This is a genomic window from Streptomyces rapamycinicus NRRL 5491, from assembly GCF_024298965.1.
Taxonomy (GTDB): Bacteria; Actinomycetota; Actinomycetes; order Streptomycetales; family Streptomycetaceae; genus Streptomyces; species Streptomyces rapamycinicus.
In genome coordinates, this window is the sequence record NZ_CP085193.1 from 10,772,828 (window position 1) to 10,797,787 (window position 24,960).

Sequence of the window (24,960 nt, forward strand, 5' to 3'; positions counted from 1 at the left end):
GAAGAAGCCCACGATGAGCCCGTCGACCGCGCGGCGTGCCGAATTGCTCGCCGTCGCGGCGGATGTCTTCGCCGAGCAGGGCTACAGCGCGACCACCGTCCGGCAGATCGCGGACGCCGCGGGAATGCTCGCGGGCAGCCTGTACTACCACTTCGACTCCAAGGAGTCGATGCTCGACGAGATCCTCTCCGGGTTCCTGGACGAGCTGTGGTCCGGATACGACGCCGTGCTGGAAGCGAACCTCGCCCCCCGGGCGACCATCGAGGCCCTGGTCACCGAGTCCTTCCGGGAGATCGACCGGCATCGTGCCGCTGTCGCGATCTATCAGAAGGAGTCGCGGCAACTGTCCGCGCAGCCCCGCTTCGCCTACCTCGCCGCATCGCAGGAGAAGTTCAAGGAGACGTGGCTGGGCACATTGGAGCGCGGTGTCGCGGTCCACGCCTTCCGCACAGACCTGGACGCCCGGCTCACCTACCGCTTTGTGCGGGACACCGTGTGGGTCGCCGCGTCCTGGTACCGGCCCGGCGGACAGCACAGCCCCGAGGAAATCGCCCGCCAGTACCTGTCGATGGTGCTGGACGGGATCGCCGTACAGACATAGAGACCCCGCGAAGGAGCAGCAGCCATGCCCGAGGCATTCATCGTCGAAGCAGTACGCACCCCGGTCGGCAAACGTGATGGCGCTCTGTCCGCCGTGCACCCGGCCGACCTTGGCGCCCACGTGCTGAAAGCCCTGATGGAGCGTTCCGGCGCCGACCCCGCCGCCGTCGAGGACGTCGTCTTCGGCTGCCTGGACACCGTCGGCCCGCAGGCCGGGGACATCGCCCGCACCTGCTGGCTGGCAGCTGGGCTGCCGGAGGAGGTGCCCGGGACCACGGTGGACCGTCAGTGCGGCTCTTCCCAGCAGGCCCTGCACTTCGCCGCGCAGGGTGTGCTCTCCGGCACTCAGGACCTGGTGGTCGCGGGTGGGGTGCAGAACATGTCGATGATCCCCATCGCTTTCGCCAGCCGCCGGGCCGCCGAGCCGCTCGGCCTCGACGACGGCCCGTACGCGGGCTCCGAGGGCTGGCGGGCCCGCTACGGCGACCAGCCGGTCAACCAGTTCCACGGAGCGGAACTGATCGCCGAGAAGTGGGGCATCAGCCGGGAGGCGATGGAGGAGTTCGCGCTGCGCTCCCACCAGAGTGCGATACGGGCCATCGACGAGGGCCGCTTCGACCGCGAGCTCGTCCCGTACGGAGAGATGACGACCGATGAGGGGCCGCGCCGGGGCACCACGCTGGGAAAGATGGCCTCTCTGGCGCCGGTAGTCGAGGGCGGTCGGCTGACCGCTGCGGTCTCCTCACAGGTCTCCGACGGCGCGTCCGCGTTGCTCATCGCCTCCGAGCGGGCGGTCGCCGAGCACGGCCTGACACCGCGTGCCCGCGTCCACCATCTGTCGGTGCGGGGCGAGGACCCGATCCGGATGCTGTCCGCCCCCATTCCGGCCACGGCGTACGCACTGAAGAAGTCCGGGATGTCACTCGACGACATCGACCTGGTGGAGATCAACGAGGCGTTCGCGCCCGTCGTCCTGGCGTGGCTGAAGGAAACCGGCGTGGACCTGGAGAAGGTCAACGTCAATGGCGGCGCCATCGCGCTCGGCCACCCGCTCGGCGCGACCGGCACCAAGCTGACGACGACGCTGCTGCACGAACTGGAGCGGACCGGAGGCCGGTTCGGTCTGCAGACCATGTGCGAGGGCGGCGGCCAGGCCAACGTCACCATCATCGAGCGGCTCTGACACGCACGATCCGCCTGCCGCCGACCCGAGCGACAGGGGTGGCGGCAGGCGGATTGTCCGAGGCGTCTGGCACGCGCTCAGAGAGCCCGTGGCAGACGCCCCAGGACGGTATGCGCGTCGGCCATGATTCCCTCGACCAGCTCCGCGCACGACGGCAGGTCTTCGATCAGGCCCGCGACCTGTCCGGAGGCCATCACACCGAGATCCGTACGGCCGTCGACCATGGACGCCCGTAGCAGCATCGGAGTGTTGGCGGCCAGCAGGACCTGACTCCAAGTGAGGTCCTTGCCGTGCTTCATGGCCAGCCCGTCGCGGGCCATCCGCGTCCAGCTCAGGCCGGACAGCTTCCTGAAGGACGCGGCGTGACGTACCGCGCGTAGCAGGGCCACCGCTCGGCCGGAGCGCTCCAGTGTGTCGACCAGTTCACTGCGCAGCATCCGGTGGGGGAGCCCGTCCACCTTCGTGGTGACCGTGACGTCCTGGACCGAGGCTTGGAGATAGCGGTCCTGCACGGCACGTGGGACGGTGCTGTCCGATGTCAGCAGGAACCGGGTGCCCATCGCCACCCCCGCCGCCCCGTAGGCGAGCGCCGCGACCAGGCCACGGCCCTCGAAGAAGCCGCCTGCGGCGACGACGGGGATGTCCACGGCGTCCACGACTTGGGGCAGCAGGACGGTCGTGGCGACGTTCCCGGTGTGGCCGCCGCCCTCGGAGCCCTGGACGACCACCGCGTCCGCGCCCCAGGCGGCGACCTTCTCCGCGTGCCGGCGCGCGCCGATGGACGGGATCACGATGACTCCGGCTTCCTTCAGCCGGGCGATCAGTTCGCGGGAGGGCGCGAGGGCGAACGAGGCGACCCGCACGCCCTCCTCCACGATGATCCGCACCCGCTCGGCCGCGTCGCCCGCGTCCGCCCGTAGATTGACTCCGAACGGCGCGTCCGTACGGGACCTGACCTCACGGACCGCCGCCCGCAGCTGGTCCGGTGTCATCGTCGCCGATGCGAGGATGCCCAGCGCTCCGGCGTTCGCCGTGGCCGAGACGAGCCGGGGTCCGGCCACCCACCCCATGCCGGTCTGGACGATGGGATGCCGGACCCCGACCAGTTCCGTCAGCGGTGTCGCGATCGTGACACCGCTCACGACCTCACCTCCCGGTCCCGCAGCCCCTTCGGGTCGAGGACCTCCCGGATCAGGCGCAGTTCCTCCGCCGACGGCGCACGGGTGTGCGGTACCTCGTCCGCAACGGCCAGGGGGAAACCGGTGGCCTCCCGCACCTGGTCCACCGTGACACCGGGGTGCACGGAGCGCAGCCGCAGCGAGCGGTCTGGGGTGGCGAAGTCCAGCACCGCCAGATCGGTGACGACACCGCGGACCTCGTGGAAACGCCTCGTCGCGGGCTCGGCGTCCGCCGCCCGGTCGTAGCCGACACCCGAGACCATGTCCACCCGCTCGACGAAGACGCGCGGTGAGTGCCGGGGGACCCAGTAACTCGTCGGGTTGTTGAGCGTGTTGACGGGAGCACCACGCACGCCCAGCAGCTGCCGTCGTGGCTTGGCCCAGTCACCGATGCAGGAGATGTTCTGGTTGCCGTAAGCGTCGAGTTGGCTGGCGCCCATCATGACGTGGCGCCGCCCACCGGCGACCATCGCGAGGTGCCGGCGGTACGGCAGCCAGCCCTCGGTCACCTGGGAGCCGCTCGCCACCGCCGGGACATCGCCGATCAGCATCGCCTCACCGTCCGTGAGCAGCAGATCGGGGGAGAAGGTGAGCTTCGCCAACCGCGCGCCGATCGTGGGCACCGTGCCCATGGGGCTCGCCAGGATCTCCCCGTCGCCGCGCCACGCCTCGGCGCAGGCCACGACGCAGTATTCGGCGCGAGTCACGCTCTCGCTCATGTGGCCTCCTTGGCGAACGCCGCGACGGCGGCCTGATAGGCGTCCTCGTCTCCTGACAGGAACTGCTCGGTGAAACGTCGCCACTCCTCGGGATCGGTGGCGGCTTGTGCGTAGGCTCGCTGGAAAGCCTCGTCGCGGTCGTAGTCAGGGGCGCATGAGGTGAAGTGCGCGCCGCCCGGAGCCTCGACCACTCCGTTGATGTACGCCCGGGAGACCAGCAGGGTCTGGGGGCCGTGTTCCGCTCGCAACCCCGCGCTGTCCACGATCCGTTCACAGGAGAGGTACGCCTGGTCCGCGGCCTCGCAGAACAGGTCGTCGAAGTAGGGGTCGGGCCCGAGATACTGGCCGTTGCCGTGTGCGTCGGCCCGGTTGAGGTGGACGAGTGCGGCGTCCAGGCGCAGTGCCGGTACGGCGACGAGTTCCTCGCCGTCGTCGTACGGGGAGCGCACCGTGCGCAGCTGTGGGTTGACCTTCATCACGTCCGAGCAGAGGCCCGCTCGGATCGGCATGAAGGGCAGGCGGTGTCCGGCCGCGGTCAGCCCCCACATGAACATGGCCTCGTCCAGCTCCGTCATTTCGAACATGCCGTGCTCCCGGGCGGAGCGGAAGTGCGGTTCGAGGGATATGGAGTCGAGGGTGACGAACGCCGCGATCAGCTTGCGGATCTTCCCGGCCGCGGCCAGCAGGCCGACATCCGGGCCGCCGTAGGAGACAACGGTCAGATCGGTGATGTCCGAGCGCAGGAGGGCCCGGACGAGCGCCATGGGCTTGCGCCGCGATCCCCAGCCACCGATGCCGATCGTCATGCCGCTCTCCAGGCGGGCGACGACTTCGTCGGCGGTCATGGTCTTGTCCCTGCTCATGACTGCCCCTCCTGGCCTTTGCTCTTGTCCGTGCCGAAGGTGGCGCGGACGCGGTCGGCGACCCCGCTGAGGTTCGCTTCGAAGGTGAACCCCTGCTCGAAGCGGTAGCTGCGCCGGACGTCCACGGGGTCGATGCCATTGATGGAAGCCTTGGCCAGCCGCAGCAGATACCCGTCCTTGGCGGCGATCTCGTGGGCCAACTCCAGAGCCGCTTCCCGCAGTTCCGCGCGCGGGACGACTTTCCACACCGAGCCGTGGCGATGCAGTTCCTCGGCGGTGGCGGTGCGCGAGGTGTAGTAGAGGGCGCGCATCAGATGCTGGGGGACCAGTCGTGCCAGATGGGTCGCGGCCCCCAGAGCGCCCCGGTCCAGTTCGGGCAGGCCGAAAACGGCGTCCTCGCTTGCCACGATCGCGTCGGAGTTGCCGACCAGCCCTATGCCGCCACCGACGCAGAAGCCCTGTACGGCCGCGACGACCGGGACCTCGCACTCGTACACCGCGGCGAATGCCTCGAAACAGCCGCGGTTCGCTCCGATCAGTGCACCGTGACCGCCGTCGCGCTGCATTTCCTTGATGTCGACGCCCGCGTTGAATCCGCGTCCGGTGGCGGTGAGTACCACGCACCGGACGTCCGGGTCGCGGCCCGCCGCGCGCACCGCGTCGGCCAGGTCGTACCAGCCCCGTACAGGCAGGGCGTTGACGGGCGGAAAGTCGACGGTGACAACGGCGACGCCCTTTTCCGCCTCGGAGGTGGAGACACCCATGAGCGCATCAGCTACCTTTCTACCAAGCATTTGTTAGGTACCGTAGCAGCGGATCGTACGAAGCGGGAGGTTCATGGTGAGCGTGGCTTACGACCTGTCGGATCGGGTCGCCGTCGTCACCGGCGGTACCCGGGGCGTGGGCGCGGGGATCGCGCGGGCCTTCCTCGTAGCGGGCGCGGAGGTCGTCGTCTGCGCGCGCAGAACCCCGGACGCGACAGTGGAGGCGGATGGCCGCACGGCCCGATTCGTCTCTGTCGACCTGCGCGATCCGGCGGCCGTACGGGAAATCTTCGCCCAGGTGGCCGCCGACCACGGACGGCTGGATACTCTCGTCAACAACGCCGGAGGGGCCCCGTTCCGGATGCTGGCCGACGGCGGGGCCGAGCGCCATGCGCGTGTCGTCGAGCTGAACCTACTCGCTCCGCTGACGGCTTCCCTGGCCGCGTACGAGGTGATGAGCAGCCAGGCGTCGGGCGGTTCGATCACCATGATCGGCAGCGTCAGCGGCACTCGCCCCTCCCCGGGCACCGCCGCCTACGGCGCCGCCAAAGCTGGACTGGAAAGCCTCGCCCGCTCCATGGCCGTGGAGTGGGCGCCGAAAATACGGATCAACACGCTCGTCCTCGGCATGGTCCGCACCGAACTCTCCGCTCTGCACTACGGAGACGAGGCGGGCGTCGCCGCGGTGGGCCGCACCGTACCGCTCGGGCGGCTCGCGGAGCCCTCCGAGGTGGGTGACGCCTGCGTCTTCCTCGCCTCCGACCGCGCCACGTACATCTCCGGCGCGAGCCTGCTCGTCCACGGCGGCGGGGAGCGCCCCGCCTTCCTCGACGCCGCCACCGTCAACAAGGAGACATGAAGATGACCGGAATCTGCGCCGGACGCGTCGCCGTCGTCACCGGAGCCGGCCGAGGACTGGGCCGGGCGCACGCACTCGCCCTCGCCGCCGAGGGAGCGAGGGTGGTGGTCAACGATCTCGGTGTGGGGCTGGACGGGGCCGCGGAAGCGGACGGCCCGGCCCAGCGGGTCGTGGACGAGATCGCGGGCTTGGGCGGCGAGGCGGTCGCGCACGGCGGTGACATCGCGACGACCGACGGGGCCGCCTCGCTGATCGCCACCGCTCTGGAAGCATTCGGGCGGCTCGACACCCTGGTCAACAATGCCGGGTTCCTCCGGGACCGGATGCTGGTCAATCTGGACGAGGGCGACTGGGACGCCGTTATGCGGGTCCATCTCAAGGGACACTTCCTGCCGCTGAAACACGCCGCGGCGCACTGGCGAGCCGAGGCGAAGGACGGCCGTACGCCCCGGGCGCGCGTCGTCAACACCAGCTCTGGCGCCGGGCTGCTCGGCAGCGTCGGCCAGGGCAACTACTCCGCCGCGAAGGCCGGAATCATCGGTCTCACGCTCGTCGCCGCCGCTGAGCTGGGCCGCTATGGCGTTGAGATCAACGCCATCGCCCCGGCCGCGCGCACCCGCATGACCGAACACACCTTTGCCGAGACGATGGCGGCGCCGGGCGAGGGCGGATTCGACGCGATGGCCCCGGAGAACGTCTCCCCGCTGGTCGTCTGGCTGGGATCCACTGCCTCCACGGGAGTCACCGGACGGGTCTTTGAGGCGGAGGGCGGCCGGATCACCGTGATGGAGGGCTGGCGTCCTGGTCCGACTGCCGACAAAGGGGCCCGGTGGAGTCCGGCGGAGGCGGGCGAGGCGGTGCTGGGGCTGCTCGCCGCCTCGGAAATCCCACAGCCGGTCTACGGCGCACGATGACCGCCCGAAGCCTCGCTCGGCGCGTCGGCAGAAGATCAGGATCTATCACTTGTTTCGATCAGGTGATCGCACGTAATCTCCGAGATGCCGGAGGGAAACGGAACTGAGGTCGTCGGCACCGTTGGCGCCCGTGCACCTCTGAGTGTGCCGTCGTCCGGCCGGCCGTGAGGAGGTCCGCATGCCTGATGCAGTCGTGGTATCGGGATGTCGCACCGCAGTCGGTACGACCGGGGGGTTCTTCGCCGACGCCTCGGTGTGCCGGCTCGGCGCCGTTGTCATCCGGGAGGCCGTCCGCCGGGCAGGGCTGGACGGCGGTGACGTCGACGCGGTGGTCATGGGTATGGCCGCGCAGGCGGGGGCCGGACCCAATCCGGCCCGTCTGGCGGCAGCTCGCGCGGGTATCCCGCTGGGGGTGCCCGCCACCACGCTGAACACGCTCGGCCTCTCGGGACTGCAGGCCATCTCGCTCGCGGCGGTGCTGGTCAGCACAGGTCAGTGCGGCGTCGTGGTGGCGGGCGGAATGGAGTCGTCGAGCGCCGCGCCGCAGCTGCTCCCACGCCCGCGTCGCGGTGGGCCGATCGCCGTCGCGGCGGTGACCGAGCCATGGGGACTGAGCCCGTCGCCGCTGCCTCGCGGGGAGCGGAAGAAGCTTGGGGAGGAGTCGCGCCGACGCGCCCTGGCGGCTTACGCGGCCGGCCGGCTGGGTGAGGAAATCGTGTCCATGCCGGTGGCCCCGGCGGGAGGGCGCGGGGCCGGGGTGATCCGGGACCGGGACGAGGCATTGAGCGGGCGTGTTGCCCTTCCGCGGGGGTGGCCGTCGCCCGCGGACGGCGCGGCGGCCGTCGTCGTGATGAGCCCTGCCCGCGCGCGGAGTCTGGGTCCGCCTCCCCTGGCCTCGATCGGTGCTTACGGTACGTCGGCGGGTGGAGCCCGGTCCGCACCTGAGGCGGTTGCGGTGCGCGATGCTCTGCGGCGCGACAGCGTGCTCGATGTTCCGGACCTCGTGCTCTTGGAGATCCACGAGGAGTCGGCCGGGGCTGCGGCCGAGGCCGCGAGAGCACTTCGCGTCCCCTTGGAGCGGGTCAACGTGAACGGTGGGGCGCTGGCCTTCGGGCATCCGATCGGCATGTCGGGTGCGCGCATGGTGCTGACGCTGGCATACGAGCTGCGGCGGCGCGGGGGCGGGGCCGGTGCGGTGGCCGTCCGCGCGGAGGACGGGCAGTGCGAGGGACTGTTGATCAGCGTGTAGGCGTCGTCGTGACACCAGAGATACGGCACCACAACGAGGGAGTGAACGGTGAGACGAACGGATGGAGCCGGAGAACTCGGCGGCCGGGTGGCACTGGTCACCGGAGCGGCCCGTGGCATGGGGGCAGCCGAGGCCAGGCTCCTGCACGCGGCGGGTGCCGCAGTGGTCCTCACCGATGTCCTCGGTGAGGAAGGCGCGGCGCTGGCGACGGAATTGGGCGACGACGCGCTCTTCGTCCACCACGATGTGACCCTGGAGGCACACTGGCGGGCCGTGGTGAGCAGCGCGCTCGACCGTTTCGGACGCCTCGACATCCTGGTCAACAACGCGGGGACATACAGCACCAGACCCCTCCTGGAGGAGACCGTCGAGCGCTTCGAGCGGCTCTACCGGGTCAATCTGATCGGGCCGTTCCTCGGCATCCAAACCGTGGCGCCGGTCCTGCGTGAGGCCGGGGGAGGGACGATCGTCAACATCTCCTCGACGGCCGGTATGACGGCTTTCCCGGAGCATGCCGCCTATGGCGCCTCCAAGTGGGCGTTGCGGGGACTGACCAGGACGGCCGCGCTGGAACTCGGACCGCACGGAATCCGGGTCAACTCCGTTTACCCGGGCGCCGTGAGCACACCGATGCTCGCCGGCGTCGTTCAGCGTGCCAAGGAGCAGAACACCGCGGGACCGTCACCACTCAGGCGGTTCGGGGAACCGCGGGAAGTGGCGGAGCTGGTGCTCTTTCTCGCGTCCGATCGCGCCTCGTACGTGAACGGAGGCGAGTTCGTCGTGGACGGAGGGACCGTCGCGGGCCGGGGCGGATGATTGAGGCCCCCGGCCGCACGCGAACGGGTCAGCCGTCTGCCCGCGATGTGCGGGTCCGGGTCGCGGTCGTCGTCTTTTTCGTGGCCGTCGTCTTCTTCGCCTTCGCCGTACTCGTGCGCTTCGCGGGGGCGCGCTTCGGCTTCTCGGGGACCCTTTCGGTGTCGCTGTCGAGCAGGCCGTGCAGGATGACCGAGAGATACTGATCCGCCAGCGCCTCTTCGGTCAGCGGGCCCTCCGGCCGGTACCAGCGGACGGAGACCCACACGGCGTCCCGGATGAAGCGGTAGACCGTATCGGGATCGAGACCGGCCCGGAAGACACCGCTGGAGATGCCTTCCTGGAGGACCGAGACCCACAGGCGCTGCGTCCGGCGCTCTTCCTCGTCGAGGTAGGCGAAGCGAGGCAGTTCGCTCAACTGCTCCCGCTCGTTCTGGATGACGGTGACGGCGGCGCGGTGCGCATGGAGGGAGGAGAAGGCGGCGGTGATCAGCTGCCGGATCGCCTCCGCCGGCTCCAGCGACCTGTCGCTGATCTCCTGGTAGCGGTCCCCGATCTCCTTCAGATAGCCCGAGACCAGCTCATGGAGGATGGTCTCCTTGGAGTCGAAATGGTGGTAAAGGCTGCCCGACAGCACTCCCGCCGCGTCGCCGATCTCCCGAACCGTCGTCGACCGATAGCCACGTGTCGCGAAGAGATCCGCCGCGATATCGATGATGTCCTGCCTCCGAGCGGAGGTGTCGGCGGCGCGTCGGCGCCCCGCCGTGCGAGTCCGTTGGGCGGACGGTGGCTTGGTCATGGTCATCGGTCCAATTCCTCGAGGCACGTCGGCCGGGCGGCGACTGCACGGCGATGATACCTAGCACTTGCTGGGGTAGAGGTCCGGTCCGTCGGCACTGACCACGGCTGCTTCCTTTGGAGCCTGTGGTCAGCGGTCTTGACAGCGCAGTCCCTCACTGAAACGCTACCAAGCAAATGCTTGCTATGTCGTCGAGTCGGCGGGTTGTTCCGCCGGTGGCGATGTCTTCGGCCCCTCGCCCGGTCAGGAACGAGCCGCAGGTCACCTGAAGCGTGCCCGGCGCGGGGTCCGGAAAGCCCCAGGGACATCAATGAGGGGAGCCCTCCGCACATGGGCGCAAACGTTCGTAGCAGAATGCAGTTCGGGATTTTCCTGGGGCCGTTGCACAAGCCGTCGGGGAATCCGACATGGGACCTTGAGCGGGATCTCCAGATGATCCAGAGGCTGGACGAACTCGGATTCGATGAGGCCTTCATCGGCGAGCACCATTCGAGCGGCTGGGAGATCATCGGCAGCCCCGAGGTGTTCATCGCCGCTGCGGCCGAGCGTACCAAGCACATCAGGCTCGCCACTGGTGTGGTGTCCCTGCCCTATCACCACCCGCTCATGGTCGCCGAACGGCTTGTGTTGCTCGACCACCTGACCCGCGGGCGGGTGACGCTCGGCGTCGGCCCGGGGGCCCTTCCTTCCGACGCGTCCATGATGGGCCTCGACTACTCCTCCCTGCGGGAGCGCATGGAGGAGTCACTCGAAGCCATCCTCGCTCTCTTGCAGGACGAGGGCACCATCGACCGCAAGACGGACTGGTTCGAACTCCGCCGTGCACAACTCCAGATGCTTCCCTACACCAGGCCGCGTCCGGAGGTCGCGGTGACCGCTGTGGCCTCGCCCTCCGGCCCACGGCTCGCCGGGCGTCTCGGCCTGCCGATGATCGCACTCGCGGCCGGTACCCCGGCCGGCCAGAAGGTGCTTGCGGAGCACTGGCGGATCTACGAGGAGCAACTGGCGGCGGCCGGCCATCCGGCTCCGGACCGTGCCGACTGGCGGCTGGTGAGCCCGATCCATGTGGCCCCCACCCGTGCGCAGGCCGAACACCAGGTCTCATACGCGATCGAGGACGCCGGCGGCTACTTCTTCCGCGACTCCAGCGTGCTGACCTCCGTTCTCAACGAGGCCGGACTGCCGCCGGACGCACCCAAGCTCGATGTCTTCCGTGCCTCCGGGATGGGGTGCATCGGCTCGGTTGAGGACGTCATCGAGCACATCGAACGGTTGCGGGAGCTGTCCGGCGGTTTCGGCAAGTTCCTGATCATGGTGCAGGACTGGGCCGATCACGACGACACCCTGAAGTCCCTGGAGGTGTTCGCCCGGGAGGTCATGCCCCACTTCCAGGATTCAAACCGACGTCGGCTGGAGAACTGGAACACCTTCCACGCCGGCGAGCCGGAGTTCCAGCGCGACCTGGCCGCCGCCGGCGCCCGCGCGCGGGAGCGGTACGAGGAGACGCGCCGCTCCGGCGACGGCACGCGATGACGATGCCGTACCCGACCGGAGATGGACGAAGAGGGAGCCATATGCCTGATCTTCATGGCGCGGTGGCGCTCGTGACCGGGGCCGCGCAGGGCGTGGGACGGGCCACCGCGCTCGCGTTCGCCGAGCGGGGTACCGCCGTCACGATCGTGGACATCAACGCCGCGGGCCTGCGTTACGTCGCTGACGAGGTAAAAGCGGTCGGCGGCGAGGTGCGCCTCGTCGTGGCGGACGTCGGCAAGGAGCCGGATGTCGCACGTTCGGTTCAGGAGACGGAGGCTGCGTTCGGCCGACTGGACATTCTGGTCAACAACGCCGTGGCGTACAACCGCGACATCGAGGGCGCGGACCTCGACGTGGTCTCCACTCCCGAAGCGGTCTGGGCGCGTACCTTCGATGTCAATCTGCACGGTGCCACCTACGGCATCCGGCACGCCATTCCGCTGATGCTGCGCGGTGGCGGCGGTTCCATCGTCAACGTCGGCTCGACGTCCGGCTTCAGTGGCGACGTGGTGCATGTCGCCTACGCGGCGTCAATGGCGGCCAAGTATTCGCTGACGCGCTCGACAGCCACCACTCATGGCAAAGACGGCATTCGCTGCAACGCGCTGGCCACCGGGCTCATTCTCAGCCCCACGGCCAGGCAGAACCTCGATGGCGAGAAGCTGTCGGCCTATCACGACAATCTGCTGGTACCGGACTTCGCGGTGCCGGAAGACATCGCGTCCGTCATCCTCTTCCTCGCCTCCGACGCCAGCAAGTACATCAACGGCCAGACGATCATCGCGGACGGCGGCTTCCAGGCCCATCAGCCCTGGCACGCGCAGTCTCACATCGTCCATCCGGACGCCGTCGGCCATCAAGAAGGGCGAAACCGCGCATGACGCAGAACACCGATGAACCGGTGGTGGCGACCGCCGGCGGACCAGTCCCGGTGTCCCGGCTCGGCACCACGCTGATGCACGAGCACATCTTCGTGACCAGTCCCGAGATCCAGCAGAACTGGCCGGACTATCCGGAACAGTGGGACGAGGAAACGCAGATCGAGGCGGCGCTGAAGAAACTCGCCGACGCCAAGGCGAACGGCATCGACACCATCGTCGACCTCACCGTGATCGGGCTGGGACGCTACGTCCCGCGGGTGAAACGGGTCGCGGAGCAGACGGACGTCAACATCGTCGTCGCCACGGGTGCCTACGTCCTGCACGACCTGCCGGTGTACTTCCATTACCGAGGCCCCGGCACACCGGCCGGGGGCCCCGACCGGATGTACGAGTTCTTCGTCCGGGACATCGAGGAGGGCGTCACCGGCACCGGCGTGCGAGCGGCGATCCTCAAATGCGTGACCGATGCGGCCGGTCTGACCCCGGACGTCGAGCGTGTCCTGCGTTCAGTGGCCCGAGCACACCGCCGCACGGGTGCGCCGATCACGACGCACACTCACGCCGGGCTCCGGCGCGGGCTGGACCAGCAACAAGTCTTCGCCAACGAAGGAGTCGACCTGAGCCGCGTGATCATCGGTCATTCCGGTGACACGGACGACTACGGATACCTCGAGGAACTCATCGCGGCGGGATCCTACCTGGGGATGGACCGCTTCGGGCTCGATACCGTCCCGTTCGGCAAACGGGTCGAGATCGTCGCGGAGATGTGCCGACGCGGCCACGCCGACAAGATGGTCCTCTCCCACGACACCTCCTGCTTCTCGGACATGTCCGATCCGGTGCGCCGCAGGGAGCTCTATCCCGACTGGCGGTGGACGCACATCCCCCAGGACGTGGTCCCGGCACTGTTGGAGCGCGGGGTGACCCAAGAGCAGATCGACCAGATGATGGTGGAGAACCCGCGGCGGATCTTCTCGCACGACGGGGGTTACTGAGCGTGGCTCTGGCGGACCTCGTGGGAGCCGATCTGGGGACACGGAGGATGGCGTACCGGGAGGAGGACGCCATCCTCTATGCCCTGGCGGTCGGAACCCCCGCGGACCAGCTCGACCTGGTCTTCGAACGTAACCTGCGTGTTCTGCCGACCTACGGCCTGGTCCTGGGGCTCTGGGTCGCCGACGCCGCCGGAGCGCTCGGCGCCTTCCGGCCTCAGGACGCCCTGCACGGAGCCCAGACCCTCAACGTGCACAAGCCGCTGCCGCCCGAGGGCGACATCGATGTCCACGGGCGTGTGGCGGCCGTATGGGACAAGGGGAGCGCCGCGGTGCTGGAGGTGGTGGCCGAGTGCGATCACTTCACGGCCGGATACTCGATCTTCCTGCCTCGGCAGGGCGGTTGGGGCGGCGAACGCGGCCCCTCGGCTGTCCGGGCCGATAACCCGGCCCCGGTCGGTCCCGTGTGGTCCGGCAGTTACGCCACCTCGACCCAGCAGGCTGCACTGTACCGGCTCACCGGCGACCGCCACCTGATCCATATCGACCCGGAAGCGGCTCACGCCGCCGGCCTTCCCGGCGTCATCCTGCACGGACTGTGCACGCTCGGTATCGCGGCTCGCGAAGTTGCGGAGGCGGCGGGGGCTCGCCCCTGGGAACTCGCCTCACTGCGCGCACGGTTCACCGCGCCCGTGCGACCCGGGGACACGATCGCACTGTCCTGCCGCCGTGGCGGAGACGGTGCGATCGCGTTCACGGCCCAGGCCGCGGGGGCGACGGTGCTAAACGCGGGGTCCGCCGTTTACAGCCCTCAGGGCGCTGCAGATCCCGGGTAACCGCCGCCGTCGTACTCGGCGTCGAGCAGGTCGTAGTCGGTCATGAATCCCCGCTTCGGGATCGCCTCGGCGAACACCACTGTCCGCGGCTTCTTGTAGGACGCGATGAGTGTGCGGCAGTGCTCGATGATGTCGGCCTCGCTCGCTCCGGAGCCCGGCGTGCGTGTCACGATGGCCTTCACACTCTGGCCCCAGCGGGTATCGGGTACGCCTATGACGGCCGCGTCGGCCACCCCCGGGTGCTCGCGGAGCGTGCGCTCGACCTCCGCCGCGTAGATGTTCTCGCCGCCGGATTTGATCACGCGTCCACGGGAGCCGATGAAGGTGATCGTGCCGTCGGCCTCGCGGCGCCCGAGGTCGCCAGTGTGATGCCATCCGCCTCGCTGTCGCTCGGCGTTGAGTCCGGGGCGGTCGAAGTAGCCGCTCATCACATGTGGACCACGGGCCACGATCTCACCGACCTCGCCCGTCGGCACCTCATCGCCCCTCTCATCCACCATGCGCACCTGCAGGAAGGGAGACGGGCGGCCGTGGCTGCCGATCCCCCCGATGCCCTGGCCGTTGTAGGTGGCCATGCCCGCCACCTCCGTCTGGCCGTAGCCGCCCAGCGCCCGGCCCCAGGGGCTGTTGTCCACGGAGACCATGGCATTCCAGGCGTCGTCCCCGGGGGTGACCTGGAGACTGCTGATGTCGTACCGGCGATCGGCGTTGGCCTTCGCCAGTTCGTCCACCATCTGGGGGAAGAGCAGGGCGGACTGGCATCGCTCCGCCTCGATGAGGGCACACGCCGACACCGCGTCGAAACACGGCATGAAGACATTGGTGCCGCCTAGGTGGAAGGTCGCCGTGCAGAACATCAGGGTGCCGACGTGGTAAAGCGGGCCCGAGTTCAGATAGACGAAGCCCGGCTCGATCTGACGTTGCAGGGCCAGCGCGATGTTGTGGGTGAGAATGGCCTGCTGGCTGATGAGGGCCGCGTTGGGTCGGCTGTCGAACGCCGCGGTGTAGAGGGCCAGAACGGGTGTGGCGGGGTCGATCTCCGCCTCGGTGTCGATGTCCGGGGCGCTCCGGAGCCACTCCTCGTAGGAGTCCGGGCCGGTCCCGTCGTGCTGGATCCAGCGGGTCGGCCGGTGTTCCGCCAGCTGCCGCGCCTCGGCCAGGCGTGGGCCGAGTTCCGCTTCCTGCCAGATCACGAGGCGCGGACGCAGGTCGTCCAGGGCAAAGGCCAGTTCCGCTCCGCCGAGCCGCCAGTTCGCCGGGCACAGGATCGCTCCGAGCTTGGCGCAGGCCAGCAGGAGTTCCAGCACCCGGAAGGAGTTCTGCCCCGCCCAGAGCACCCTGTCGCCGGCCGCGACGCCCTGGGCGGCCAGGGCGTTCGCCACCCGGTTGACGCGGTCATCCAAGGCCGTGTAGGTCAAGCGCACCTGGCCGTCGACCACGGCCGTGGCCTGGGGACGGCCGCGTCGGTTCTCCCGCGCGATGTCGCCGAGGCTGAGCGTGTGCTGCTGATTCATCTCTTCACCCTCCCGAGGTCCGGGCCTCGATCTACCGAGGTCCGGGCCTCGATAGTCTTATCAACCAAGCGATAGTTCAAGTAGCATGAAGCGGCCCGATCGCTGAAGAGGACGCGCTCATATGCCCGCCGCCCCAGGAGCAGGTGCCGAAACCTGTACGGGCACGGGATCGGGCGTCTTCCCCACCCCGAAGGAGACGCAGTGGCAGGACATCGCCCCTTCCGATTCGCCGCCGTGGTCCGGCAGACGGATTCCGCCAAGGCATGGGCCGAGCGGGCCCGGCTGCTGGAGGATTCCGGTTTCTCGGCACTGCTGGTCCCGGACCACTTCATCGGTCCACGTTTCGCACCCTTGCCGGCCATGGCCGCCGCCGCTGCCGCCACGACCACGTTGCGGGTTGGCACGCTGGTGCTCTCGAACGACTACCGCCATCCGGTAGCCCTCGCGAAGGAGGCAGCGACCCTCGACGTGCTCTCTGACGGTCGGCTCGACCTCGGACTCGGCACCGGCTGGCTGCGGCAGGACTACGACCGCTCGGGCGTGGCTTTCGACCCCCCCAAGGTGCGCTTCGAAAGGTTCCAGGAGGCGGTGCGGATACTCAAGGGACTCTGGGGCGAAGGCCCCTTCTCCTTCCGGGGCCAGTACTACCGGATCGATGAGCTCGACCAGGAACCACGCCCGGTCCGGCGCCCGCACCCCCGATTGCTCTTCCCCGGTGGCGGGCCGCGGATGCTGCGGTTCGCCGCCGCCGAAGCCGACTCCATCAATTTCGCCCTGCAGGTCAAGGCAGATGGCTCCGGCCCCGACCAACGGGACGGCGGGCTCGCCGCCTTCCTGAAGAAGATCGACATTGTCAGGGAAGCCGCGGGGGAGCGCTTCGACCGGATCGAGCTGGGGACGAGCGTTCAGCAGCTCGGTGTGGGGGTGAAGAAGGAGGAGTGGAGCTACGCCAATACCTCCCAGCAGAGCGAGACCCCGCAGGTGCTGGTCGGCGGGCTCGACGAGATCGTCGAGAAGCTGCGCTACTGGCGTGACGAACACGGCCTCTCGTACTTCGTACTGCACAACGACAAGGACCTCGACGCCTTCATCCCGGTCGTCGCCGCGCTCGCGGGTACGTGAGGAACGGGCGGGGGCGTCGTTGGAACGCCCTGAGGCGGTGACGCGATCGGGAGGGCGTCACCGCTCCGCGCCCAGGAACTGCTCCGTCCAGATGGTTTTCCCCGACTGTGTGTACCGGCTTCCCCAGCGGTCCGTGAGCTGTGCGACGAGGAAGAGCCCGCGTCCACCCTCGTCGGTGCTGCGCGCCCGGCGCAGCCGCGGCTGGCTGTTGCTGGGGTCGGAGACCTCGCACACCAGCACCCGGTCGCGGATGAGACGCAGCCCGATGGGCCCACTCGCATACCGAATGGCGTTGGTGACCAGCTCGCTCACCACGAGTTCGGTGGTGAAGGCCAGATGATCGAGCCGCCAGTTGGCCAGTTGCCGGGTGACCCGCTCTCGCGCCCGTATGACCACGGACGGGTCCGCGGGGAACTCCCAGGAGGCGATGTCATGTGCCGGGATGGCCCGGGTACGGGCCAGGAGTACGGCGGCGTCATCGGGACGGGTCGTGTCCAGGAGCTCGGTGAACGCGTCGCGGCCGACATGGTCGAGGTTGCAACCAGGGGCGGCATGGGTGCTCAGCCAGTGACGCAGTCGCTCCATACCGAGTCCTATGTCGCCCGTGGGGAAGTCCACGAGGCCGTCGGTGTAGAACGCCAGCACACTCCCCGGCTCGAGCTCGAATTCGGCGGGTTCGAACGGCATCCCGCCCACGCCCAGTGGCGGACCGGGAACGAGGTCCACGAAGCGAGCCGTGGCGTCCGGTCGCACGACGATGGGAGGAGGGTGTCCGGCACTGGCGAGAACACACTTGCGCGTCCCCGGGTCGTACACGCCGTACAGGCAAGTGGCACCGAGGACGTCCGTGTCCGAGCCGGACTCCGCTCCGCGGTCCGCGGCCGGCCCGGTGACCAGATCGTCCAGGTGAGTCAGCAGTTCATCGGGGTCGAGGTCCAGGTCGGCCAGGGTCTGCACCGCGGTGCGCACTCTGGCCATCGTCGCCGCCGCGTGGATGCCGTGTCCGACGACGTCCCCTATGACGAAGGCGATGCGCAGGCCGGGGAGGGGAATGACGTCGAACCAGTCGGTGCTGACACCGGTTCCCGGGGACGCAGGCAGATGCATGCCGGTGGTTTCCGCCGCCGTGCTCTCGGCGACGGAGCGGGGCAGCAGGCTGCTCCGCAGCGCGGTGGCGGCGTGGCGCTCCCGGAGGGAGCGACGGGTGTTGTCCAGGCTCAGCGCGGCGGAGGCGGCGATCTGCTCGAGCAGGGCGAGGTCGTCGCCGTCGAACGGCGTGGTAGGCCACCGCGTGCGCCACACGGTGATCGCGCCCAGCAGCAGGCCCCGGGCGTACAGCGGAGCACTCAGCCCCGAATGCGTTCCTTCGGGAATCACCGACTGGACCAGGCCGGGGTCGTGGCCGAGTGACGCCTTGAGTGCGTCGATGTCGTTGATCAGAACGCCGTGCCCCTCCTGGAGCAGGCGCAGCTCCGGGAAGTCCGGAACGGTGGGGGTCTCGGCGCCCTCGACCGAAAGTTTGGCGGGCCACCCGCCGCCGCGCCGCACAGCGGCCATCCTGCGCAGATGCAGTTCCCCGAAACGCGTGACGGCTGGGATGTCGTCTCCCTGCGGCACGGCCTCGGCGAGGTCTACCGCCACCACATCGGCGAAATCGGCGGCAAGGAGAGCCGCGAGTTCTGTGACGATCCGTGCCGCATCCGAGGACGGCTCGATACTGACCGCGGCACGGAGCAGATCCAGATTGCGGTGAGTCCGCCAGTTCCGCTCATCCGGACGGGAGGCGGACGCGACCCCCGTCTCCGGATGGACCAGCACCAGGCAACGGCCCGTGGCTTCCGTCGTCGCGGCGGCTACCAGCGGGAGGATGTGCATGGAGGCCGTCACCAGGTGCCCGTCATGGTTGCGCAGGGTAGCGGGGTGGATGACTGACGGATCTGTGCGGGCGGCTGCCAGTGCGGTGGCGAATGCCTCCTGGTCCGCCCACAGGCGATGGGCGGGAAGTCCTCCGAGTTCTTCGGCCTGATATCCGAGGAGTCTCTCGAACGCCGGTGTCGACGCCAGGACCCGCCCGCGCCCGTCCAGCACGATCGCCGCGCCCCTGACAGCGTCGCTCGGAAGGGGAGGAACGTACCTGTCGTCCCGGCTGGCTGGACTCATCTCATTCTTCGCCGCACTCTTCACAAACACCTTACAGGGACTGCTCGCGATCGCGCCGCTGGAAGAGTGCCCGGTCCTCGCCACTGGTCAGCCGGTCGGGCGCCACGTCAATAGTGACGCACGGTGAGCGTGCGCGTCCTCGTCGTCATACCTGAGGTCGTGGTATTCCGCCACGACCGGCAGTCCGATGTGCAACCCGGCGCCGTCCTGCGGTCCGTTCCATCCGCCCGGCAGGATCAGATCGTCACCCTCGGCCAGCCGGACGAGCAGCACGACATAGGGCACTTGACGACCGGGTTGCAGCGCGCGGTGGCAGACGGTCCAGCTGGCCACCGTGCCCCGGCCGTCCGCCGTTTCCCAGGTCCACGCGAAGCTGCCGCAGCCGTTGCACATGGCCCGCGGCGCCCAGCGAAGCAGCCCGCACCCGTCGCAGCGCTGGAGGATCAGCCGGTGCTCGGCCAGCGCCTGCCACCACGGTGCGGAGTCACGGTCGGGGACGGGGCGGTTCATGAGTCCCTCCTGAGGACCAGGGCCGAGGTCACCCCGGATACATAGCCGGGCTGGCCGGTGACCAGCGCGGTTTCGGCGCCCTGCACCTGCCGTGCCCCTGCCACTCCGCGCAGTTGCAGTACGGCCTCGACGGCGTGGTTGAGGCCATGAACATATCCCTCGGACAGATGGCCGCCGTGGGTGTTGACCGGCAGCGTGCCACCGAGCGCGGTCTCTCCCGCGGCCACGAACGGTGCGGCTTGCCCGGGGGCACAGAAGCCGTAGTCCTCGAGCTGCATCAGGACCAGCGGGGTGAAGGCGTCGTACAGCTCGGCCACGCTGATCTCGCGCGGGCCGATTCCGGCGGCGGCGAACAGGCGGGGAGCCATCGTCCGCGCCGCGCTGGTGGACAGGTCGGCGTATCCGTCGGAGAAGTAACTGTGGCCACCACCGGTGGCCGCCGCGCTGATCAGCACCGGCGGATGGAGCAGATCGCGGGCGCGCTCGGCGGAGGTCACGATGACGGCGATGGCGGCGTCGGTCTCCAGACAGCAGTCGTACAGCCGCAGCGGTTCGGCGATCCATCGCGACCCCAGGTACTCGTCCATGGTCAGTGGGGCCCGCATGAGTGCCCGATCGTTGAGCGCGGCGTGTGCCCGCTGGCTGATCGCGACGCGACCGAGGTCCTCGGACGACGCTCCGCTGCGTTGCAGGTAGGCACGGCCGATGAGGGCGTACTGCTGGGGTGGTGCGAGAAGGCCGTAAGGCACCTGGTACTGGAATTCGACGAGGGTGGGAGCCGCACGTCCGGTTCCGCCCATGCGGAACTCGGACCGTGCGTTGAGCGACCGCCACACGACGACGGTCTCCGCCTGGCCGGCCGCCACCGCCGTCGCGGCGGCGCCGACAGCGGCCGAGGACATGCTGCCGCCGCCGTTCAGGTCGAGCAGCAGCCGTGGATCGCGGACGCCGAGGCAGGCCGCCACCGCGGCGGCGGGTGCCGAGTCGCCCACTGAGTGAGTGACCAGGCCGTCGATGTCCCGCAGCCCAAGGCCCGCGTCCGACAGCGCGGCGCTGATCGCGCGCAGCGCCAGCTCCAGCGTGCTGACCCCGGAATTCTTCGAGTACGGGGTCCAGCCGACGCCCGTGATGGCGGTGCGGTCACGCAGGCCGTGTCCGGGCACGGTCACCGCGGGGCGAGCTTGGAGCCGGGGAAGGCGGCGAGCAGCGTCTCCCGCCACGGGCCGTCCAGGAATTCGCGGGCGCGCTTGTTCCACTTCAGCAGCCGGTCGTCCCCCTTCACCTCGTCGTCCAGACCGAGCGCGGCGTCTCGGGCGCGCTGGAGGGCTAGATGCGCGTCGAGGTCGGTTCCCCAGACCGTTACCACCTCTGTGTCGCTGAGCAGTACCTCGTACAGACCGGTTAGGCGGTGGCCGTGCTCCGCCATGACAGGAGCGCGTTCCTCCCGCACCGCGGCGAGGTAGTCATGGGCGGCGCCGGGCTTTACCTGGGCGGACTCGAAGAGGAAGAACGGCGCCCGGTAGCCCTCCTGGACGATGTCGGCGAGAGCGGGACTTCCGGCTACCGCGCCGAGCGGCCGGGAGAAGGCGCTCCACCGCAGATCGTCGATCTGCGACAGGAACAACTCCGGCTTGACGTCATCGTAGATCTCCATCATCTGGCGCCAGCCGCCGTCCCAGCCGCCACGGCAGTCCCAGAGTGTGACGGCCTTGAACTGGGTGTGACCGGTGATGCCCACGGCGTAGAAGGCGCCGACGAGGTCGATGTCGGAGGAACGCACCGACTGGGATGTGGTGAGTACGGATGTACCGCTCTCCAGCGCTTCGTCCTCGCGCTTGTAAGCGGTCAGCCACTCCAGGTACTTCAGTGGCCGTTGCGAGTTCATGGGGTGGAACTGGACCTCTTCGAGCAGATAGATGCCGCGCCGCATGCCGGGCTCCTTGAGGATGGGGATCGACTCGATTATTCAACCGAGCGCTTGCTTGGGAGGTTAATTGTCGTGCGGCCGCCCGGTCAATGCGTCGTCCGCGACTATGGCCGGACCAGGATCGCCGCGCTGCCCAGACTTCCGCCGAACCCGGTGCACAACGCCACCGAGGGATCGCGCACCTGGTTCGCCACCGCCTCGCCCCGCAACTGGCGCACCGCCTCGGCGATGTTGTTGAGCCCGTGCACGTATCCCTCGGACAGCAAGCCGCCGTGCGGATTGACCGGGAGACGCCCGTCGTCGTCCGCCCCGCCGTCCCGGAAGAACGCGCCGGCCTCTCCGCGGGACACCAGACCGAAGTCCTCCAGCTGTACCGGAACGACCCAGGAGTACGCGTCATAGATCAGAGCGAGATCGATATCGCGCGGGGACATGCCCGCCCGTGCGTACAGCGGAGCGGCGAGGTAGGAGGAGAACAGCCGCTCGACATCCGGCGCCCGGTCCATTTCGGAGGTCCCCGGCCCGCCGCCGCGCACCACGGTGTGTACGCGGGGGCTGCCCGGCCGGGTGGAGTCCGCCACATCCGTCCGGGCGACCACGAGGGCCACCGCGCCGTCGCTCTCCAGACAGCAGTCCACACGGCGCAGCGGTGTGGCGACAAGGGGCGTGGCGAGGTAGTCGTCGAGTGTGAGGGGTTCGCGGAAGACCGCTCGGGGGTTGCGCGAGGCGTGGCGGCGGGAGTGGCGGACTACTGCCGCCAGATCCGCTTCGGTGGCACCCGTTTCGTACATCCACCGCTGGGCGGCCAGCGCGAACAGATGGACCGGCCCCAACATGCCGTGAGGCAGTGAGAACTGCGCTTCGGCTCCCGCGCCGATGCGCAGCGCGGTCTGCCCCATCCGCTTGCCGGAGCGGCCATTGAGGGCGCGGTAGACAAGAACGGCCCGTGCTGTTCCGGAGTCGATGAGCATCGCGGCGTCCGCGAGGATCGACGCACACTGGGTGCCGCCTCCGTAGAACTCGTTGCTCCATACCGGATCCGGCAGGCGCAGGGCCGAAGCGAGGTAGCCGACGGGAACGGAGTCGTCGAGGTGGTAGCTGAGCACCGCGTCCACGTCCCCGGCGGTCAGTCCGGCGTCGTCGATGGCCGCCCGGCATGCTTGGCGGGCGAGAGCGAGCACCGAAGTGCCGGAGTCCCGGGAAAGCTCGGTCATGCCCACACCGGTGATGGCCGCCTTCCCCGAGAAGGACTGCCGCCGCCAGGCCGTCTGCCCGCCGCTCACCGGTCCGCTGCTCAAGGACGCGCTCCGGCGGGGCCGGTGGCCGGTCGATACCGGTCGAAGCGCTGCGCCGCGCCAATCGCCACCGCTGCCTCGTCGAACGAGCGGAACATCCGAAGCCCGTTGCGTTCCGCGAACGCGGACAGCCTCTCCTGGTCGGTCGGCGGGGCGATATCCAGGTTGCGGGGAACGAGCGCGACACGTTGTGGGAAGCCGCGTTGCAGAAGGGAGCCGAGCGCGTCGAGGAGCGGGGTGAGGCCCGCTGTGCCGTAGTTGAAGTAGGCGGCGACGTTGACGTGGACCAGCACATCGGCATATGGCTGTCCGCCCTCGCCCAGCACGGGTTCGAGCGCGTCTCGCAGGATGTCTACGGGGGACGCGGGACCGATCGGGATCTCCAGTGGGTTGGCGACACTCGTGCCGGCGCCGTAGCCGAGGTCGCGCAGTCGCGTCCGCAACTCTTGGCGCAGCGGTGTGATGGTGAGCCCGGCGCGGTCGGCGGCGTCCGCGGCGAGCACAGATGCCCCGCCGCCGAGCCCGGCCACCAGTAGCCCCTCGGCTCCTTCCGGCGTGTGGGCTCGGTGGGCATACCGCTGGAGGTACCCGAGGGTCCCCAGCAGATCGTCCAGGGTGTGCACCAGGCTGATCCCCGTCGCCTCGGCCACTGCCTGCCAGACTTTCGGCGCTCCGGCCATGGAGCCGGTGTGAGAGGAGACGGCGCGGGCCCCCTGTCGGCTGCTTCCCCCCGTCAGCACGACGACCGGTTTGCGTCCGGACGCCCGCCGCAGGGCGCGCAGCAGCCGGTCCCCGTCCTTCACGCCTTCCAGGTAGAGGCCGATGACCTCGGTGTCCGCGTCGTCCACCAGCCACTCGACGAGATCCGCGTGGTTGACGTCGATCGCGTTGCCGATGCTCACCAGCTTGGCGTACCGGATGCCACGGCGGTCACCGGCGGTGACCAGGTCGCCGGAGAGCCCTCCGCTCTGTGAGACGACCGAGACGGTACCGGGCTCACGGGGTGATCCGAGTGTGAAGGTCTGCTGCCCGGCGGGGCTGAACACGCCGAGGCAGTTAGGTCCCAGCAGACGGGTGTCTGTTCCTCGCACGGTCGCCACGAGCCGGTCTTCGAGGTCTTTGCCCGCGGTGCCCATCTCCCCGAACCCGCCCGTGATGACGTGGATGAACTTCACCTTGCCCACCGCGGACTCGACCACTTCCGGGACGCGTGCGGCGGGCACGGCGACCACCAGGTAGTCGACGCTGCCCGGGATGGTGTCCAGCGAGGGATACGCGGATACGCCGTCGATCTCGGTGGCTGATGGGTGCAGGGCGTACAGGTCGTTCGTCCGGCCGATGCCGCGGTACGCGGCGAGAAACCTGTTGCCGAAACCCGGTTTGTTGGCTGACGCGCCGACCACCGCGACACCGCGCGGTGCGAACAACCGACTGAAGTCGGTGCCGACCTCCGGCGCCGGCCGTGCGCCGAGCGGGCTGGACACCATGGTGAGCCGGGCGTCCAGTGCCACCACCCCGTCTGCGGTCGCGACCACCGGATTGCATTCGAACTCGGCCAGCCGCCCCCCGAGCTCGTCGATGACGCCTCCCTCTCCGGCGATCGCGAGCAGTAGCGAGACGAGGGCGTCCCGGTCCGCCGGTGGCCTCCCGCGGCTGCCGGTGAGCAGAGGCGCCCCGGGGAAGGACTCCACCAGCGCTTGTGCGTCGGCGGGGGAGAGGGGCGCCACGCGCAGGGCGGTGAGATCCAGCATTTCCGTGGCGATGCCGCCCAGTCCGAGCAGGACAACGTGGCCGAAGCTCTCGTCCCGCACTACCCCCACGATGAGTTCGACACCGCTGGGGTGCTGCTCCTCGACCAGCCACCCATGAGGCGGGAGTCCAGCGGCGTGCAGCCGCTGCCACATGTCGGTGCCGGCGGCGGCCACGGAATCCGCGTCGAGACCGAGGCGGACAGCGCCGACATCGCTCTTGTGCACAAGCCCCTGCCCCCATGCCTTGAGCACGACCGGGGCGCGCAGGTCCGCCGCGGCCTCGGCCAGGCCGGCATCCGGAACGGCCTGATCGGTGATGGTGATCACGGCGCCACGCGGAGTGTGGATGCCATGCCGACGCAGCATCGACTTGACCACGGGTTCCGGAACGTGTCCCCGGCCAGGCCGGTCCCGGTCGGGCAATGGATCAAAAGCGGCGGGTGCTTTGCGGGTGGTGGCATCGGGAGCCGTCGGGGGCGTCATGCGCATCTCCTTCTG

Annotated in this window: 23 protein-coding genes; 11 read left to right on the forward strand and 12 right to left on the reverse strand. The window is 69.3% G+C overall.

Annotated features, from left to right (window positions below):
* Positions 1-13 precede the first annotated feature (13 nt).
* Together LIV37_RS44830 and LIV37_RS44835 are read left to right on the forward strand one after the other, a co-directional pair.
* Complete coding sequence (locus LIV37_RS44830) at positions 14-601, forward strand: TetR/AcrR family transcriptional regulator (RefSeq protein ID WP_121826769.1); 588 nt, start codon at positions 14-16, stop codon at positions 599-601.
* A 24-nt stretch (positions 602-625) separates the two neighbouring features.
* Positions 626-1,783 carry an acetyl-CoA C-acetyltransferase gene (locus tag LIV37_RS44835; RefSeq protein WP_020873696.1) on the forward strand — a complete coding sequence of 386 codons (1,158 nt, stop codon included), beginning with the start codon at positions 626-628 and terminating at the stop codon, positions 1,781-1,783.
* A gap of 77 nt (positions 1,784-1,860) precedes the next feature.
* On the opposite strand, the gene LIV37_RS44840 is transcribed toward LIV37_RS44835, so the two are convergent.
* From LIV37_RS44840 to LIV37_RS44855, 4 genes are read right to left on the reverse strand one after another with little or no spacing between them, the layout of a single operon-like run.
* Positions 1,861-2,910, reverse strand: coding sequence for a nitronate monooxygenase (locus tag LIV37_RS44840; protein WP_121826768.1), 1,050 nt, complete (start codon positions 2,908-2,910; stop codon positions 1,861-1,863).
* An 11-nt stretch (positions 2,911-2,921) separates the two neighbouring features.
* A complete protein-coding gene (locus LIV37_RS44845; protein ID WP_020873698.1) occupies positions 2,922-3,680 on the reverse strand; it encodes a CoA-transferase subunit beta in 759 nt (252 codons plus the stop codon).
* Entirely contained in the window at positions 3,677-4,543 is an 867-nt protein-coding gene (locus LIV37_RS44850; protein ID WP_020873699.1) for a CoA transferase subunit A, read from the reverse strand. Before LIV37_RS44850 ends, LIV37_RS44845 begins: the two co-directional genes overlap by 4 nt.
* On the reverse strand, positions 4,540-5,307 hold the full coding sequence (locus tag LIV37_RS44855) for an enoyl-CoA hydratase family protein (RefSeq protein WP_020873700.1): 768 nt from the start codon (positions 5,305-5,307) through the stop codon (positions 4,540-4,542). Before LIV37_RS44855 ends, LIV37_RS44850 begins: the two co-directional genes overlap by 4 nt.
* Positions 5,308-5,380: 73 nt before the next feature.
* On the opposite strand from LIV37_RS44855, the gene LIV37_RS44860 reads away from it, so the two are divergent.
* From LIV37_RS44860 to LIV37_RS44875, 4 genes are all read left to right on the forward strand, one after another.
* The gene (locus tag LIV37_RS44860; RefSeq protein WP_020873701.1) at positions 5,381-6,166 is read left to right on the forward strand and encodes an SDR family oxidoreductase; all 786 of its coding nucleotides are present in this window, start codon (positions 5,381-5,383) and stop codon (positions 6,164-6,166) included.
* Positions 6,167-6,168: 2 nt separating this feature from the next.
* Entirely contained in the window at positions 6,169-7,080 is a 912-nt protein-coding gene (locus LIV37_RS44865) for an SDR family oxidoreductase (RefSeq protein WP_121826619.1), read from the forward strand.
* Positions 7,081-7,258: 178 nt separating this feature from the next.
* On the forward strand, positions 7,259-8,329 hold the full coding sequence (locus LIV37_RS44870; protein WP_020873703.1) for a thiolase family protein: 1,071 nt from the start codon (positions 7,259-7,261) through the stop codon (positions 8,327-8,329).
* Between the two features lie 48 nt (positions 8,330-8,377).
* A complete protein-coding gene (locus tag LIV37_RS44875) occupies positions 8,378-9,145 on the forward strand; it encodes a glucose 1-dehydrogenase (RefSeq protein WP_274596710.1) in 768 nt (255 codons plus the stop codon).
* Between the two features lie 28 nt (positions 9,146-9,173).
* Here LIV37_RS44875 and LIV37_RS44880 read toward each other — a convergent pair whose 3' ends face one another.
* Entirely contained in the window at positions 9,174-9,947 is a 774-nt protein-coding gene (locus LIV37_RS44880) for a TetR/AcrR family transcriptional regulator (RefSeq protein WP_020873705.1), read from the reverse strand.
* 348 nt (positions 9,948-10,295) lie between these two features.
* Between LIV37_RS44880 and LIV37_RS44885 the strand changes: the two genes are divergently transcribed.
* From LIV37_RS44885 to LIV37_RS44900, 4 genes are read left to right on the forward strand one after another with little or no spacing between them, the layout of a single operon-like run.
* A complete protein-coding gene (locus LIV37_RS44885) occupies positions 10,296-11,474 on the forward strand; it encodes an LLM class flavin-dependent oxidoreductase (protein WP_202979703.1) in 1,179 nt (392 codons plus the stop codon).
* A gap of 41 nt (positions 11,475-11,515) precedes the next feature.
* Complete coding sequence (locus tag LIV37_RS44890) at positions 11,516-12,355, forward strand: SDR family NAD(P)-dependent oxidoreductase (RefSeq protein ID WP_158635004.1); 840 nt, start codon at positions 11,516-11,518, stop codon at positions 12,353-12,355.
* Entirely contained in the window at positions 12,352-13,350 is a 999-nt protein-coding gene (locus tag LIV37_RS44895) for a phosphotriesterase family protein (protein WP_020873708.1), read from the forward strand. Before LIV37_RS44890 ends, LIV37_RS44895 begins: the two co-directional genes overlap by 4 nt.
* A 47-nt stretch (positions 13,351-13,397) precedes the next feature.
* Complete coding sequence (locus tag LIV37_RS44900) at positions 13,398-14,183, forward strand: MaoC/PaaZ C-terminal domain-containing protein (RefSeq protein ID WP_020873709.1); 786 nt, start codon at positions 13,398-13,400, stop codon at positions 14,181-14,183.
* Here LIV37_RS44900 and LIV37_RS44905 read toward each other — a convergent pair.
* Entirely contained in the window at positions 14,159-15,697 is a 1,539-nt protein-coding gene (locus LIV37_RS44905) for an AMP-binding protein (protein ID WP_020873710.1), read from the reverse strand. The genes LIV37_RS44900 and LIV37_RS44905 overlap by 25 nt on opposite strands.
* Positions 15,698-15,898: 201 nt before the next feature.
* On the opposite strand from LIV37_RS44905, the gene LIV37_RS44910 reads away from it, so the two are divergent.
* A complete protein-coding gene (locus tag LIV37_RS44910; protein ID WP_020873711.1) occupies positions 15,899-16,819 on the forward strand; it encodes a TIGR03621 family F420-dependent LLM class oxidoreductase in 921 nt (306 codons plus the stop codon).
* Between the two features lie 57 nt (positions 16,820-16,876).
* Here the strand turns inward: LIV37_RS44910 and LIV37_RS44915 are convergent, their stop codons facing one another.
* The 6 genes from LIV37_RS44915 to LIV37_RS44940 form a co-directional block, all read right to left on the reverse strand.
* Entirely contained in the window at positions 16,877-18,979 is a 2,103-nt protein-coding gene (locus LIV37_RS44915) for a SpoIIE family protein phosphatase (RefSeq protein WP_121826616.1), read from the reverse strand.
* A gap of 87 nt (positions 18,980-19,066) precedes the next feature.
* Positions 19,067-19,489, reverse strand: a complete 423-nt coding sequence (locus LIV37_RS44920; protein ID WP_020873713.1) for a Zn-ribbon domain-containing OB-fold protein — start codon at positions 19,487-19,489, stop codon at positions 19,067-19,069.
* Entirely contained in the window at positions 19,486-20,658 is a 1,173-nt protein-coding gene (locus LIV37_RS44925) for a thiolase C-terminal domain-containing protein (RefSeq protein WP_202979702.1), read from the reverse strand. The genes LIV37_RS44920 and LIV37_RS44925 overlap by 4 nt, the downstream gene beginning before the upstream one ends.
* Entirely contained in the window at positions 20,655-21,419 is a 765-nt protein-coding gene (locus LIV37_RS44930; protein ID WP_020873715.1) for a hypothetical protein, read from the reverse strand. The genes LIV37_RS44925 and LIV37_RS44930 overlap by 4 nt, the downstream gene beginning before the upstream one ends.
* A 101-nt stretch (positions 21,420-21,520) precedes the next feature.
* Positions 21,521-22,714: a thiolase C-terminal domain-containing protein gene (locus LIV37_RS44935; protein WP_020873716.1), complete on the reverse strand. Its 1,194-nt coding sequence runs from the start codon at positions 22,712-22,714 to the stop codon at positions 21,521-21,523.
* The gene (locus tag LIV37_RS44940; RefSeq protein WP_121826615.1) at positions 22,711-24,945 is read right to left on the reverse strand and encodes an acetate--CoA ligase family protein; all 2,235 of its coding nucleotides are present in this window, start codon (positions 24,943-24,945) and stop codon (positions 22,711-22,713) included. Before LIV37_RS44940 ends, LIV37_RS44935 begins: the two co-directional genes overlap by 4 nt.
* Positions 24,946-24,960 lie beyond the last annotated feature (15 nt).